Consider the following 13,907-nt stretch of genomic DNA (forward strand, 5'->3'; position numbering starts at 1 on the left):
TCGCCGCTGCGCGGGCCCTCGCTCAAAGAAAACCCCCACGTCGCGGGGACGCAGGGGCAAGGGGCGCGCCGTTCGGGGCGCGCCAGGGAGGATTGGGAAAACCCGGGATCGTCAGTTCTTGCGCCGCGCATCCGGATGCAGGGACGCGCCGAGAATATGCTGGGAGGAATGGACCACATGCCCCGCGCCCCCCACGATCAGCGGATCGGGCGGTGTCGCGATGCTGAGATCCTTGTCCGGATAATCCAGCGTCGACAGGAAATGGCGCATGCAATTGAGCCGCGCGCGCTTCTTGTCGTTGGACTTGACGATGGTCCAGGGCGCATCGGCGGTGTTGGTGTAAAAGAACATCGCCTCCTTCGCCTCGGTATAGTCATCCCACTTGTCGAGGCTCGCCTTGTCGATCGGCGACAGCTTCCACCGCTTGAGCGGGTCGGTCGCGCGGCTGTCAAAGCGCCGCTTCTGCTCGGCCTGGGTTACCGAGAACCAGTATTTGTAGAGCCGGACCCCCGAGCGCGTCAGCATCCGTTCGAAATCCGGGGTCTGGCGCATGAATTCGAGGTATTCGTTCGGGCTGCAGAAGCCCATCACCCGCTCCACCCCGGCGCGGTTGTACCAGGACCGGTCATAAAGCACGATCTCGCCCGCCGTGGGCAGATGGTTGATATAGCGCTGGTAATACCACTGACCGCGCTCTTCATCGGTGGGCTTGTTCAGGGCCACCACGCGGGCCGCGCGCGGGTTCAGGTGCTCGGTGAACCGCTTGATGGTCCCGCCCTTGCCCGCCGCATCGCGCCCCTCGAAGAGCATCACGAATTTCTGGCCGGTCTCCTGCGCCCAGAGCTGCACCTTGAGCAGCTCCGCCTGCAGCTGCGCCTTCTCGGACTCGTAGGCCCGGCGCGCCATCTTGCGCCGATAGGGGTAGCGCCCGGTCTCAAAGGCCTGACGGATCGCCTCGGGCGAGGGCGTGGACATGTCGGGACTTGCGGTGGATGTGCCGTTCATCTTGGGCGCGTCGGTCTTCGGGGTAGGCGTGGTCTGTGCCATGGGGGCTCCTCTCATCGGTCGCGCCACCCCTACCGCTCCCCGCCGCACCGTGCCTTGACCCGGATCAACCTCTGTCAAAAAACCGTCACATGCGGCACGGGTCCAGGCCCGACCGCACGCAAAACCCCACCTGGCGAGAACCAGGTGGGGCGGAGCACGTCAGGGGCCGTTCCGTGAGCTCAGCGTCAGCCCTGACGTTTGCGGGCGCGCCAGCCGGTGGCGGCGAGCGCCCCGATCAGGAGCAGACCGGAGGCCGGCAGCGGAACGGGCGCCGGCGGATCCTGGACCAGGCGGTTGTCCGTGCCGACGCGCAGACCGTCGATGGCAAAGCCGTCATTGGTGCGCAGGCTGGTGCCGCTGCTGTTGTAATTGCCGATCTCGATCACCGCGTCGGTGACCAGCGTGTCGAAGCTCACCACCACGATCGAGGCATTGCCGTTGGACAGCTTGCCGCCCACGCGCTGCTCGAAGGTGTCGCCCTCGGAGGTGATGCGCAGGAAGGCCCCCGTGTCGGACCCGTCCACCAGCGTGAAGACCACCGTGTTGAAGGTCGAGCCGGTCGAGACATCCCAGTCGATGCCATAGGTGTCGTTGCTGTCGAGATACCAGTCACCATCCAGCGGCTGGGTGTTGTAGCGGCCATAGGTATTGCCATCGCGCAGGGCCAGCTCGGTGCCCGTATTGCCCGGCAGACCCGAAACCGTGCCGCCCGTACCGGTGCCACCCAGGGTGTTGAAGGTGCCCACGGCGGTGCTGAAATTGCTGCCGACCTCGCCCTCGCCCAGGGTGCTGCCCAGGGTCTCAAAGTTTTCACCGGTGGCGGTGATGGAGTTGTCGACAAGGTCGAACACCCCGGGGTTGTACTCGGAAACAGCGATGGAGGCCGCGAAAGCCGGAGCCATCGGCAGGACAATAGCGACAGCCGCCGCCAGCAGGGAAGATTTGCAGGACATGGGAACTCATCCACTCGTAAAAAACAGGAACACTACACTAGAGCCCGCTAGCTATCAGTCTCCGAAAATTTGATACAGTTTTTTTGGGTGTTTACGTTAACAGTCCGATTTCGGCACAATTCCTGGGAAATTCCCGGATTTCGCGCCGCTTCGACACAGAAAGCGGTGCGGCGCGGCGAGATTACAGCGCCGAGGGCCCTCGCGCAGCCCCCGAGCTTCGCCTGGGCGGGTTCCGTGCAATTTTCTTAAAATCCAAAGTGTTACGGGGGCAGCGCATCGCATAGACCTTTGCGGGCCAGCAACAGATCACTCGGATCAGCGCCACCGTGTTGCATACAACAGGGACTCCCTTATGGACAAAGATACCCGCGATCCGTAGTCCTGATCCCCGCGAGGCCGCGTTTCAGGCCTCCGCGTAGAGCATCTATTGACGAAAGTAACATGTTGACCAAACCAAATGCGGCCCTTCTGGGCCTGATCTGCGCCGCGGCCACCAGCGCGGGCGCAGCCACCATCAATACAAGCAACGCCACCTGCGTCGCCGGCTGTGCAGGCGTGACCAGCGGCACCACCCCGGCGGGCATCGACTTCCTGAACAACCTTCAGGTGGGCACCGTCTACAAGCTTGAAAATGCGGGTTTCGTGGACGGCAATGGCGACACCTATGACGCGCGGGTCGAGGTCCTTGACCTCAGCGACGGCGCTTCGGCCTCGACCATCAATGTGCAGGGCGTGAACGAATGGAAACACCTGCAATTCACCTTTGTCGAGGATGACACCCTGACTACCACGAACACCACCGGGGTCAGCACCGTGGTGGTCGGTGCCCAGTTCATCAATGTCTTTGATATCGACAGCAATCCGGGCAATGGCGGGCGCGCGAACTTCACGGACGTGGTCGGCGTCAATGCCGAGATCGTCGGCCTCGGCGCCGCGCTGGAGGAAGGCGGCTTTCTCGCCTCCGACGCGCCCCTGACCGATGCGGATGGCGCGGACATCAACTATGCGCGGCTCGATCAGGACTTCGTGCCCGGTCAGGAGTGGAAGAACGAGCCGAATTACAAGCCGGGGCTGGGCCTGAACGAGGAAGACTTCGTGGCCAGCTTCTCGACCGGCGGTGATCTGGAAAGCTTCGAGCTGGTCTGGGGCTCGACCGGCGCGCCGTCCAACAATGTGCGCGGGTGGGAGCTGTCCATCGACGCGGACCCGGTGATCCCGCCGATCCCGCTCCCGGCATCGCTGCCCCTGCTGCTGGTCGGTATGGGCATGATCGGCGCCCTGCGCCGGACACGCGCCTGACGACCTCAAACTGCGGTCAGGGCCCTCACCGGCCCTGATCCGTCCCGGGACAGGCCAAACGCGCCTGCGGCCGACCTGTCCCGGTCAACAGCTACGCTGCCCCCCACCGCCTTTATCTTTCCAAGCCCCCCACGGTGTAGCGCGCGCCCTGTTGCCGGGGATGTCAGCCCCTCGGTCCCGAGGGTACGCATCGCGACCTCCAGCCCCGTCTGCTTTGCCACTCATCCTGCATGGCCGCAGTGGCCTGCAAGGACAGTGCCCCGCGCTTCAAAGGGGCGCACAACAGCGCCCCCGTGACCTCGGCGAGGCGCGCGTCGCTCTGCCCGTTGCCGCAACGCGCGGAAAACGCGACGCCCCCCATGTTCGCAAAAGGACCACCCGCGCCGCAAACATGGCCGCGCAAGGGGCGATCCAGCCCGCGCTCCGACCCATTTGCCAGACCTCCGCGCGCGGAGACTTCCCACCCTGCTCCGGCCCTGCCATACTGGGCCAAACACCAAAAAGAGCAGTGACAGCCATGGCCGACGATCTCCTCTCGGGTGCACAACCCGACACCTCTTCCTATGACGCTTCCTCGATCCAGGTGCTCGAGGACATGGAGCATGTCCGCCTGCGCCCCGGCATGTATATCGGCGGCAAGGATGACCGCGCGCTGCACCATATGGTGGCCGAGATCATCGACAACTCCATGGACGAGGCCGTGGCCGGGCACGCCACATGGATCGAGGTGGAGCTGCACGAGAACGGCCATGTCTCCGTGCGGGACAACGGGCGCGGCATCCCCACCGGCCCGCACCCCAAGGATCCCAAGAAATCCGCGCTGGAGATCATCTTCTGCACCCTGAACGCAGGCGGCAAATTCTCCGGCGACAGCTACGAGACCTCGGGCGGTCTGCACGGGGTCGGCTCCTCCGTGGTCAACGCGCTTTCCGATCACCTGCGCGTCGAGGTCGCCCGCAACCGCGAACTCTATGCTATGGAGTTCTCCCGCGGCGTGCCCTCCGGCCCGCTGGAAAAGATCGGCGCAGCCCCGAACCGGCGCGGCACCGCCGTGACCTTCCACCCGGACCCCGAGATCTTCGGCTCCCTCCGCCTCAAGCCCGCACGCCTGTTCAAGATGGCCCGCTCAAAGGCGTATCTGTTCTCCGGCGTCGAGATCCGCTGGAAAACCGCCATCGATGACGGCGACACCCCGGCCGAGGCCACCTTCCACTTCCCCGGCGGCCTCTCGGACTACCTGTCCGAAACCCTCGGCCAGGCCGCCACCTATGCCGACGCACCCTTCTCGGGCACCGTTTCCTTCGACAAGTTCGGCCGCCCCGGCAAGGTCGAATGGGCGATCAACTGGACCCCGGCCCGCGACGGCTTCATCCAGTCCTATTGCAACACCGTCCCCACCCCCGAGGGCGGCACCCACGAGGCGGGCTTCTGGGCCGCCATCCTCAAGGGCATCAAGGCCTACGGCGAGCTGGTGAACAACAAGAAGGCGGGCACCATCACCCGCGAGGACCTGACCACCGGCGCCGGTGCGCTGGTCTCCTGCTTCATTCGCGAGCCCGAATTCGTCGGCCAGACCAAGGACCGCCTCGCCACGGTCGAGGCCCAGCGCATGGTCGAGAACGCTGTCCGCGACCATTTCGACAACTGGCTCGCCGCCGACACGAAATCCGCAGGCGCCATCCTCGACTTCCTCGTCCTGCGCGCCGAGGAACGCCTCCGCCGCCGCCAGGAAAAGGAAACCGCCCGCAAATCCGCCACCAAGCGCCTGCGCCTGCCCGGCAAACTGGTCGACTGCTCGGCCACCAACCGCGCGGGCACGGAACTGTTTATCGTCGAGGGCGACAGCGCCGGCGGCTCCGCCAAAATGGCCCGCGACCGCAAGACCCAGGCCCTCCTCCCCCTGCGCGGCAAGATCCTCAACGTGCTGGGTGCTGCCTCGTCAAAACTCGGCTCCAACCAGGAGATCAGCGACCTGACCCAGGCCCTCGGCGTCGGGCTGGGGACGAAATTCAACGTCGAGGATCTGCGCTACGACAAGATCATCATCATGACCGACGCGGACGTGGACGGCGCTCATATCGCGTCCCTGCTGATGACCTTCTTCTTCACCCAGATGCGCCCGATGATCGACCAGGGCCACCTCTACCTCGCCTGCCCGCCCCTCTTCCGCCTGACCCAAGGCGCGAAACGCGTCTACTGCCTCGACGAGCGCGAGCGCGACACCTGGCTCGACAAGGGGCTCGGCGGCAAAGGCAAGATCGACGTGAGCCGCTTCAAGGGCCTCGGCGAGATGGACGCCAAGGACCTCAAAGACACCACCATGAACCCCGAAACCCGGAAACTGATCAGAGTGTCCATCGACGAGGATGAACCCGGCGAGACCGGAGACCTCGTGGAGCGCCTGATGGGCAAAAAGCCCGAGAAACGGTTCGAGTACATTCAGGAGAACGCACGCTTCGTGGAGGAGTTGGATGTTTGAAAATGGAGAGTTACACCGATGAAGTTGATCGATTTGTATTTTGGTGACTTAGAGGCGTTTGACGAGGCTCGGAACGAACCCCTGTATTTCGATAAAACATTCGTTGTACCAGATTCTGTTAGCTCAGAGGGATTAAAGAATAATCGCCGATTCATTGTCGTTGGACGGAAAGGCGTCGGCAAAACGGCAATTCAAATGAGGCTTGCGGAAGATCTCCACGGCAAAGGCTACCTGACTTGCTTCTTTAGATTTTCGGAAGATCTTCGGGCAGACGATTATAGTGAAATTTCGAAGACACAATCGCGAATTAGCTTCTCAAACATTAGCAATGATCGAAATATTTTCTTGCACTATGACTTTCGTGATGTTTGGGAGCGCGTATTCTTTAATCGTATAGCACAAGCAATGAAAGAGAACGGGCATACAAACAGATTTACCGAACTTGTATGCCCCACCGGCAGCAATTTGCGGAATATCTTTTCAGGGCTTGGTAGGGCACTTACTATAAAAGTATCTGCGAATTTTGGCGCCATAGCAGCTGAAGTTGACTTTGACGTCAGCCAAATCGAGAATGGTGAGGTTTCACTGAAAGAGTATAACCGTATTTCACGAGAGCTTTTCTTAAGATACTGCGTCGAGTTTAGAGTATATATGTTTATCGACGAACTTGTTTTCTCTCGCTTAGACGCCCGAGATGATGAGGTAAAGATTCGGGCAGCTATGGTTCGCGATATTGTTAAAACGTGTCGCGAGCTAAATAATTTCTGTGCGCAAAATGATCTAGACTTTCACTTTATCTGCTCCCTAAGACCGGAAGTGAGGAACCTTATCAACGATCATGATTCAGAGATTGGAAAAATAGTTGATGGTAAAGACGCTCCTCTCACTTGGTACATAGACTCAGGCCCAAGGAGATCACTTCTTGATGAAGTTCTTTCTCTAAAAGTAAGACACTCATCAATTTCATATTCGACAAGAAGTATCCCTGAAGAAACATTTGTTGATAAAATTATTTCGTTTGGAAGAACAAGTTTATCGTTTCGTGATTTTCTTAGAACAAATACCTGGGGAAGACCAAGGGATATTGTTCGCCTGCTACTCTCCATTCAAAAGATGAACCCGAATGCGTCGCGCATAGGTCAAGCAGAAGTGAAACGAGCGCTGGATGAATACTCGCGAGCATCCGCAAAGGAGCTTGTAGATGAGCTTAGCGTTCTTCATGGACAAGAAATCCTACGAGCTCTTAGAAAGGGCATCACGAGAAGAACTTATAATGATGCTGACGACCTTCTTGAGTCTGTGCCGCTTTCAAACATCAACGAAGAAAAGTTTATCGAAGAACTCTTCCTTCTTGGATTGATCGGTGGCTTTCAACCAGAGACTGGGAATTACTATTGGGCGCACCGAGGTGAAACAAATTTGAAATCGCATTTAAAGATTCGGATTCACCCGGCGCTTTGGAACGAATTTAGCATCCGAGGAGCTGAATAGCTCGCAAAGCAAATGGGGTATTCGGCGCGGTCGCCGACCCGCGCGGCGGCCTCCGGCCTCGTTCCGCGCGCGGGGAAGCAGCCCAACCGGAAATAGGTCGGCCCCTCTCGGGATCTTTTCTATGAAAAGACCCTGCCGGGCTACGCGCGCGCCTACGGCGCACGCCTAGATCGCGCGGCGGCCTCCGGCCTTGTCCCGCGCGGGAGTATGCAAACCAAACCGGCATCGAGTCCTGGGCGTGAGGCTGGGCCGCAAACACCCTCTTCCGGCGCTTCACTTTCGAGATCTGAAAACCGCTAACCCCGTCATCGGCTCCGACGCACCGCCCCTCACCGCCGCGCCGCAGGAACGCCGAAAAGTACGCTCCGATCCCGGGGGAATCGGTTCCGCGCGATGTCCCGGAAGTGCCCACATCCATGGGCAGATCCCCCCGGGGCACTGTCGCGGAAAAGGTTAATGATGCCGCGCGCGCGGCGCATTTTGTTAACCAATGCCGCACAATTCTTGGGCGGGCAAAACGCCGCGAGTTCGGGCGAAAACAGGATTGTCTGACAAAATGCCCGACAGTTGCCCGACACATGTCCGACAGGGTGCCGACAGGGGGCAGACGCCCTCATTCAGCCATCGACGGGCCTCCATCATCGCGCGGCAAAGCACCCGATCCGCGGCCCAAAACGCGCCTAGCGCCCCAACGAAAGCAGCGCCTAGCGTTGCAGCGTCTTGAGGTATTCGACCACGGCCACCATGGAGCGGCTGGTCAGGATCGGCGCGCCGGTCTCGCTGTCCAGAGCGCCCGCCTCACCATCGAAGAGATCGCCGAAAACCGGCATGGGTCCGCCATGGCCGAGCACCGGCATCCGCCCGTCGATCCGGGCCACCACGCGGCTCACCGGAAAGACCCCGTCATTATCCGCACCCAGCCGCGTCAGGTCCGGCGGCGAGATCGTCAGGACCTGCGTCATCGGGCCATCCCCGACCGCCTCCATCCCGTGGCAGGTGACGCAGTAATCCCGGAAAAGCTGCCGCCCTTCATCCACCGGATCCGCGACGGCCCCGGTCGCCAGCGCCAGCGTCATTCCAGCCAAACCTCCGATAATCCAACGCATTTTCGCCTCCTGCGTATATCCTCGTCCCAGACAGAACCCTAGCTCATGGGGAGAATTCGCACCTTGATGTCGCTCAAGCGGCCTTGCCCCGCTCGCGCGCCGGGGCCAAACTCCGCCGGGCAGAGCGGAGGAGATCACCCATGCCCCTACAGGCCACCATCATGCTACTGGCGGGGTTCGGCATCCCGCTTCTCGCGGCCCTGAACGCCCGGCTCGGCGCCCAGATCGGGGCCCCCGCCACCGCCGCTTTCGTGCTCTTTCTCGTGGCCCTCGCGGTGGCTGGCACGGCCATGCTGGTCACCGGCGCCAAGGGGGTCGACGCCCTCTCGGCCCAGCCCAAGCACCTCTTCCTCGGCGGCCTCTTCGTGGCCTTCTACGTGCTTTCTGTCACCTATGTCGCGCCCAGCTTCGGGGTCGGCAACGCCATCTTCTTTGTCCTGCTGGGCCAGCTCGCCTCCGCCGCCCTGATCGACCATTTCGGCCTCTTCGGCGCACGCCAAACCCCCCTCGAACTCCCCCGCGCCCTCGGCATCGGCGCCATGATTATCGGCGTTTACCTCACGCAAAAGGCTTGAGTTCACAGGGCCTTCCGTTCCATATTAACCTTAAGGCGTTCGGCGCCGACTGTAGACTAACTTGTTTCCATTGTTGCGGAGCCCACCCATGCGCGCCCTTTTTCTATCGCTCATTCTCATGGTCGCGGCTCTGCCTGCGTCCGCCACGTCATTATCCCTCAACCTGCAGCCCGTCTCGCTTTGCACAGACGATTTCGTCAATGACAGCTGTGGGAAAGTGACCATCGACAAAGACTATCTCAACGAGATTTATGGCCAGATCGACATTCAGGTGACTGTTCTGGACTCCTTTGCCCTGCTCGGGTTTCCGCTGGTGTCGGACTCCAATGGCGATATCAATCCGAACCTTGCATTGGCGACTTTCGGGCTCTTTCTCGAACCCAAGATCGAACCGAACACGGTTTATGTCGCATTCCTCGGCGATCTGACCGGGGACACGGTCGGGCTGGCGTATCTGGATGCGGATGACTTTCCGTTTGCCATCGTCCAAGACACCTATTCCGACCAGATCGGCACCCAGATCACCGCACATGAGGTCGGGCATGTCCTGGGCGGCGAGCACGAGGATGCCGACCTGTCCACGCAGCTGATGTTTCCGCAGTTGAACGTCTCGATCGCGGGACAACCGGGCTACGTTCCCGGGATCTCGGATGCGAATGCCGCAACCATGCGCAGCAGCGCCCTGCTCGCCCCGGTACAGACCATCCCGGTGCCGCCGGCCCTGCCGTTGCTGGCAACGGGTGGGGTCGCTCTCTTCGCGCTGCGGCGCCGTCGCCGGAGCGCCTGATCCCCACAAAGGGATCGCAAAAGGACAGAGTTTCTACCTGCCAGCGGCCACTAGTCCCAAAGGATGAGCCGCTGGTTTTTCATTGACAGACTGGCCGAAAAAGCTGCAGCGCAGCATTGCCCGTTGTCTCTTTTGAAAACCAGTGCGCCTTGGGCGAATCACCTACAAAATCTGAGCGGAAGACTCCGCAAGAATGGACAGTGCAGCATGTCCACTATTGCAAAGAGGCGCGCTATCCGAGGCAGCGCGCAAAATTACCGTTGAAATCCTTAACAATTATTAACCGTGGTCAAGCCCTGTGACGCGCCCGTTGACCCAGAGCCCCGATCATGCAGGCTGAGAGAGCCCGGGTTGGGCAGTTTTATTGGTATCGGAGTACAAAATGATCACCAAATTAACGATTGCGGCAGCCGCGATAACCCTTGCTTATGCAGGGGCAGCATCGGCTGCGACACTAACCGTTACGGAAAGTCAGGGCCAAAACCGCGCGTTGGTGGCAGGCTCTGTTGATCTGGATGATGCCGACGACGCAGGGGGCGGGTTTGACCTGAACGCGCTCAACGGCGGCAACGCATTCATCGGGTCGGATGATCTTCAAATCCACGGGCGGATCGTGTCGTCGATTGACCGGTTCACCTTCGAGGTCTCCACGGCCTTCAACCTCGACTTCGACTTCGACGGCTATCTGCTGGATGCTGGCGGTTCCGTGAGCGCGGACCTGTCGGGACTGGTGGACCATGACGTGGTGCTTGCAGGGGACGACCCGCAGCTCGTGGCATCGGGCAAGGAAGTGACGATCTCGCTGATCGACTCGATGATGAACACCGTCGCGACCGAGACCTTCCTGACCAATGTCAGCTCGGCCACCACGATGGACGAGAACATCTTCAGCAACATCGCGGCGGGAACCTATATCCTGTCGATCGATGGCACGCAGGGCTCTGCAACGGGCACCGCGGCGCTCTATGACCTGAAGATTTCGGCCATTCCGCTTCCGGCGCCGGCGCTTCTGCTGCTGGGCGGTCTGGGCGGTCTTGTCGCTGCACGGCGCAAGCGCTCCGCCTAAGTCTTCGCACAACCCACGAGACCGAAGGCCTGTCACACAGGGCCTGAGGTCTCGCGGACGTGTGACCCTGCGCGGGCGGACCTGTTCCGCAATTCCGTTCGCCCGCGCAGACAGACGGTCGAGGCCGTCTATCCGTCGATCAGACGTCCGTCTTCCAGTCGCAAGACCCGGTCCATCCGGGCCGCCAGATCTGGGTTATGCGTGGCAATCAGCGCGCTGAGCCCGGTATCGCGGACCTGTGCCATCATCGCATCGAAGACCGTCTCGGAGGTTGCCGGGTCGAGATTCCCCGTGGGCTCATCCGCCAGCAGCAGATGGGGCTGGTTCGCCAGCGCCCGGCAGAAGGCCACGCGCTGCTGCTCGCCGCCGGACAGGGCCGCAGGACGGTGGTCGAGCCGCTCCGACAGGCCCACGGACCCGAGCAGTTCTTCGGCTCGGGCGCGGGCGGCGGTCGCGGTCACGCCATTGGCCAGCTGCGGCAGGACCACGTTCTCCAGCGCCGAGAATTCGGGCAACAGGTGGTGAAACTGGTAGATGAACCCGACCGCCTGGCGCCGCAGCGCTGTGCGCGCCCGGTCTCCGAGCCCCGCCACGACCTGCCCGGCGAGGCTGACATGGCCCGCATCGGCCACATCCAGCAGCCCCGCGATATGCAGCAGGGTCGACTTGCCCGAGCCAGAGGGCGCGACGAGCGCCACGACCTCCCCCGGGGCGAGGCTCAGGGAGACACCGCGCAGCACGGCGATCTCGCCGGGGGTGCCTGCGTTATAGGTCTTCTGGAGGCCGTCCAGCACCAGCACCGGGTCACTCATAGCGCAGCGCCTCGACCGGGCTCATGCGTGCCGCGCGGCGCGCCGGAAAGATGGTGACCAGAAAGGAGAGGCCGAGCGACAGGAGCACCGCCGAGAGGACATCGCCGAACTCCAGCTTGGCCGGAACCTGATAGATGCCGCGGATGCTCGGGTCCCAGACCCCGCCGCCCCCGGCCCAGTTCACGAAGGAGAAGATCTGGTCGATATAGATCGCGAAGAGACAGCCGAGGATCACGCCGCAGAGTGTCCCGATCACCCCGGTGGCCGCGCCGCAGATGAAGAAAACCCGCAGGACCGCGCCCTCGCTCAGCCCCATGGTCCGCAGGATGCCGATATCGCGGCCCTTGTTCTTCACCAGCATGACGAGACCGCTGATGATGTTCATGGCCGCGATCAGGACGAGGATGGACATGATGACGAACATGACGTTGTCCTCGATCTCCAGCGCGCGGAGAAAGCTGCCCGATGCATCGCGCCAGGACCACAAAAGCGCGCCATCCCCCGCCGCGACGCGGAGCGGGTCGGACCAGTCCTGCACGCGTTCCGGCGACGCGACCATGACCTCGATCTCGTCGGCCCCGCCCTCGCGGTTGAAGAAGGATTGCGCCTCGGCGAAGGGCATGTAGACCCGGGTGCGATCAATGTCGAACCGCCCGAGCGAGAAGACATGGACCACCTCATAGGCCTTGACCCGGGGGCTGGTGCCGAAAGGGGTCTTGACCCCGTCCGGAGAGATCAGGCGGATGCTGTCCCCGACCCCCGCCCCCAGCTCGCGCGCCACGCCGGAGCCGATGGCGATGCCGCTGGCAAAGCGGGAGAGGTCTCCGCGCCCGGTCCCGTCGGCGGCAATCCCGGGCAGCGAGCGGAGGTCGGCCTCGGCCAGACCGTAGACCTCGACCCCAGAGGTGCGTCCGTTATGGGTCGTGATGACCTGTCCCCGGATGAGCGGAGCCGCCCGTGTGACCCCGGGAACGGCCGCGATGGCCGCCGTCTGGGCGGCGTAATCCGGCATCAGGCGGTTGGTGCTGCCGGTCTCGGCATCATAGACCGCGCTATAGACGGTGATATGGGCGTTGGCCCCGAGGATGGTGTCCACGAACTCGGCGCGAAAGCCGCTGCGCACAGCGAGGGTCGCAATCAGGGCAAAGACCGCGAGGGTGATGCCGACAAGGCTGATCCAGGTCATCACGCTGACCCCGCCTTCGGCACGGCGCGCGCGCAAGTAGCGCCACGCGATCAACCATTCGTATCGGGCAAAGGGCGGTGGCGAACTGGCCAAGGCAGGCTCCTATATGGATAGCTTGGTCTTATCGCGCCGCGCGCCAAGGTCAATCGCCAAGCGTGCGGGGGTGGCCGAGGGCCGCCCGAGGTCGGGGCCACCGGGCCCTCTCAGAGCGCCCGGTGGCCGCGATGCCAGCATCGCGGCGGACGCGCTCCGTTTTGGCCGAGATCCGGGTTGGCGCCCGGAGTGCCCCCTGCGCGGGTCCCGCGCGGGCGCATGCGCCCGCGCCCCCGGCTTCCTTGACGAAGAGGTCAGTCTTCGTCCAGCACGCCCCAGATGACCGCGCCGATCACCGCACCGGCCAGTGGCGCCACCCAGAAGAGCCAGAGTTGGCTGAGCGCCCCCGTTTCCGCAAAAAGCGCCATCGCCGTTGAGCGCGCCGGGTTCACGGAGGTGTTGGTCACCGGGATGGAGATCAGGTGGATCAGGGTCAGGCACAGGCCAATCGCGATTGGCGCGAAGCCTTCGGGCACCAGATGCGAGGTCGCCCCGAGGATCACGATCACGAAGACCGCCGTCAGCACGACCTCAATCGTGATGGAGGCCACCATACCGTAGCCCGCGGGCGAGAGGTCGCCAAAGCCGTTGGACGCAAACCCGCCAGCGCCTGCGAATTCCGACTGCCCGGAGAAGATGATGAACAACGTGGCCGCAGCGGCAGAGCCCCCGACCACCTGCGCCACCCAATAGGGCGCGATATCCTTGAATTCGAACCGGCCGGCCACGGCCAGCCCGAGCGTGACGGCCGGATTGAAATGCCCGCCGGAGATCCCGCCGACCGCATAGGCCATGGTCAGCACGCTCAAGCCGAAGGCGAGGCTGACCCCGAGCCATCCGATCCCCACATCCGCGACCCCAGCCGCCAGAAGCGCGCTGCCGCAGCCCCCGAAGACAAGCCAATACGTGCCGATAAACTCGGCCAGCCAACGTTTGAACATGCGATCCCCCTCGCTCTGGTTCCAGCGCCTCACAGGCGTGTGAACAACCTAGACGAGTCCATCGACCGGGGG

The 13,907-nt window shown here is 62.4% G+C and carries 12 protein-coding genes; 6 read left to right on the forward strand and 6 right to left on the reverse strand.

The features are described from left to right. Positions 1–111: 111 nt before the first annotated feature. Together ppk2 and ACP150_RS02465 are read right to left on the reverse strand one after the other, a co-directional pair. Positions 112–1,005, reverse strand: a complete 894-nt coding sequence (gene ppk2, locus ACP150_RS02460; RefSeq protein WP_424965418.1) for a polyphosphate kinase 2 — start codon at positions 1,003–1,005, stop codon at positions 112–114. Between the two features lie 227 nt (positions 1,006–1,232). After that, the gene (locus ACP150_RS02465; protein WP_424964954.1) at positions 1,233–2,000 is read right to left on the reverse strand and encodes a VPLPA-CTERM sorting domain-containing protein; all 768 of its coding nucleotides are present in this window, start codon (positions 1,998–2,000) and stop codon (positions 1,233–1,235) included. 441 nt (positions 2,001–2,441) lie between these two features. Here ACP150_RS02465 and ACP150_RS02470 point away from each other — a divergent pair, with 441 nt between their 5' ends. The 3 genes from ACP150_RS02470 (at position 2,442) to ACP150_RS02480 (ending at position 7,269) form a co-directional block, all read left to right on the forward strand. After that, a complete protein-coding gene (locus ACP150_RS02470; protein WP_424964955.1) occupies positions 2,442–3,299 on the forward strand; it encodes a hypothetical protein in 858 nt (285 codons plus the stop codon). Positions 3,300–3,816: 517 nt separating this feature from the next. Further along, positions 3,817–5,778, forward strand: a complete 1,962-nt coding sequence (gene parE / locus ACP150_RS02475) for a DNA topoisomerase IV subunit B (protein ID WP_424964956.1) — start codon at positions 3,817–3,819, stop codon at positions 5,776–5,778. 18 nt (positions 5,779–5,796) lie between these two features. Further along, positions 5,797–7,269, forward strand: a complete 1,473-nt coding sequence (locus tag ACP150_RS02480) for a P-loop ATPase, Sll1717 family (protein WP_424964957.1) — start codon at positions 5,797–5,799, stop codon at positions 7,267–7,269. 704 nt (positions 7,270–7,973) lie between these two features. Here the strand turns inward: ACP150_RS02480 and ACP150_RS02485 are convergent. Next, entirely contained in the window at positions 7,974–8,375 is a 402-nt protein-coding gene (locus tag ACP150_RS02485; RefSeq protein WP_424964958.1) for a c-type cytochrome, read from the reverse strand. A gap of 140 nt (positions 8,376–8,515) precedes the next feature. Here ACP150_RS02485 and ACP150_RS02490 point away from each other — a divergent pair, with 140 nt between their 5' ends. From ACP150_RS02490 to ACP150_RS02500, 3 genes are all read left to right on the forward strand, one after another. Next, on the forward strand, positions 8,516–8,950 hold the full coding sequence (locus tag ACP150_RS02490; RefSeq protein ID WP_424964959.1) for a DMT family transporter: 435 nt from the start codon (positions 8,516–8,518) through the stop codon (positions 8,948–8,950). 217 nt (positions 8,951–9,167) lie between these two features. After that, positions 9,168–9,737 (forward strand): hypothetical protein, encoded by a 570-nt coding sequence (locus tag ACP150_RS02495; protein WP_424964960.1) that lies wholly within the window; start codon positions 9,168–9,170, stop codon positions 9,735–9,737. Positions 9,738–10,230: 493 nt separating this feature from the next. Then, positions 10,231–10,803, forward strand: a complete 573-nt coding sequence (locus ACP150_RS02500) for a VPLPA-CTERM sorting domain-containing protein (RefSeq protein WP_424964961.1) — start codon at positions 10,231–10,233, stop codon at positions 10,801–10,803. A 128-nt stretch (positions 10,804–10,931) separates the two neighbouring features. Here the strand turns inward: ACP150_RS02500 and ACP150_RS02505 are convergent, their stop codons facing one another. The 3 genes from ACP150_RS02505 to aqpZ form a co-directional block, all read right to left on the reverse strand. After that, positions 10,932–11,615 carry an ABC transporter ATP-binding protein gene (locus ACP150_RS02505; protein ID WP_424964962.1) on the reverse strand — a complete coding sequence of 228 codons (684 nt, stop codon included), beginning with the start codon at positions 11,613–11,615 and terminating at the stop codon, positions 10,932–10,934. Beyond that, positions 11,608–12,894, reverse strand: coding sequence for a lipoprotein-releasing ABC transporter permease subunit (locus tag ACP150_RS02510; RefSeq protein WP_424964963.1), 1,287 nt, complete (start codon positions 12,892–12,894; stop codon positions 11,608–11,610). Before ACP150_RS02510 ends, ACP150_RS02505 begins: the two co-directional genes overlap by 8 nt. A 254-nt stretch (positions 12,895–13,148) precedes the next feature. Beyond that, positions 13,149–13,835 (reverse strand): aquaporin Z, encoded by a 687-nt coding sequence (gene aqpZ / locus ACP150_RS02515; RefSeq protein WP_424964964.1) that lies wholly within the window; start codon positions 13,833–13,835, stop codon positions 13,149–13,151. Between the last annotated feature and the right edge of the window lie 72 nt (positions 13,836–13,907).

Source organism: Dinoroseobacter sp. S375 (assembly GCF_049800775.1).
In the GTDB taxonomy this organism is placed as follows: domain Bacteria; phylum Pseudomonadota; class Alphaproteobacteria; order Rhodobacterales; family Rhodobacteraceae; genus Dinoroseobacter.

Bases quoted from the DNA above. Each gene is read 5' to 3' on its own strand.
- ppk2 (WP_424965418.1), bottom strand. From the start codon at position 1,005: ATGAACGGCACATCCACCGCAAGTCCCGACATGTCCACGCCCTCGCCC.
- ACP150_RS02465 (WP_424964954.1), bottom strand. From the start codon at position 2,000: ATGTCCTGCAAATCTTCCCTGCTGGCGGCGGCTGTCGCTATTGTCCTG.
- ACP150_RS02470 (WP_424964955.1), top strand. From the start codon at position 2,442: ATGTTGACCAAACCAAATGCGGCCCTTCTGGGCCTGATCTGCGCCGCG.
- parE (WP_424964956.1), top strand. From the start codon at position 3,817: ATGGCCGACGATCTCCTCTCGGGTGCACAACCCGACACCTCTTCCTAT.
- ACP150_RS02480 (WP_424964957.1), top strand. From the start codon at position 5,797: ATGAAGTTGATCGATTTGTATTTTGGTGACTTAGAGGCGTTTGACGAG.
- ACP150_RS02485 (WP_424964958.1), bottom strand. From the start codon at position 8,375: ATGCGTTGGATTATCGGAGGTTTGGCTGGAATGACGCTGGCGCTGGCG.
- ACP150_RS02490 (WP_424964959.1), top strand. From the start codon at position 8,516: ATGCCCCTACAGGCCACCATCATGCTACTGGCGGGGTTCGGCATCCCG.
- ACP150_RS02505 (WP_424964962.1), bottom strand. From the start codon at position 11,615: ATGAGTGACCCGGTGCTGGTGCTGGACGGCCTCCAGAAGACCTATAAC.
- aqpZ (WP_424964964.1), bottom strand. From the start codon at position 13,835: ATGTTCAAACGTTGGCTGGCCGAGTTTATCGGCACGTATTGGCTTGTC.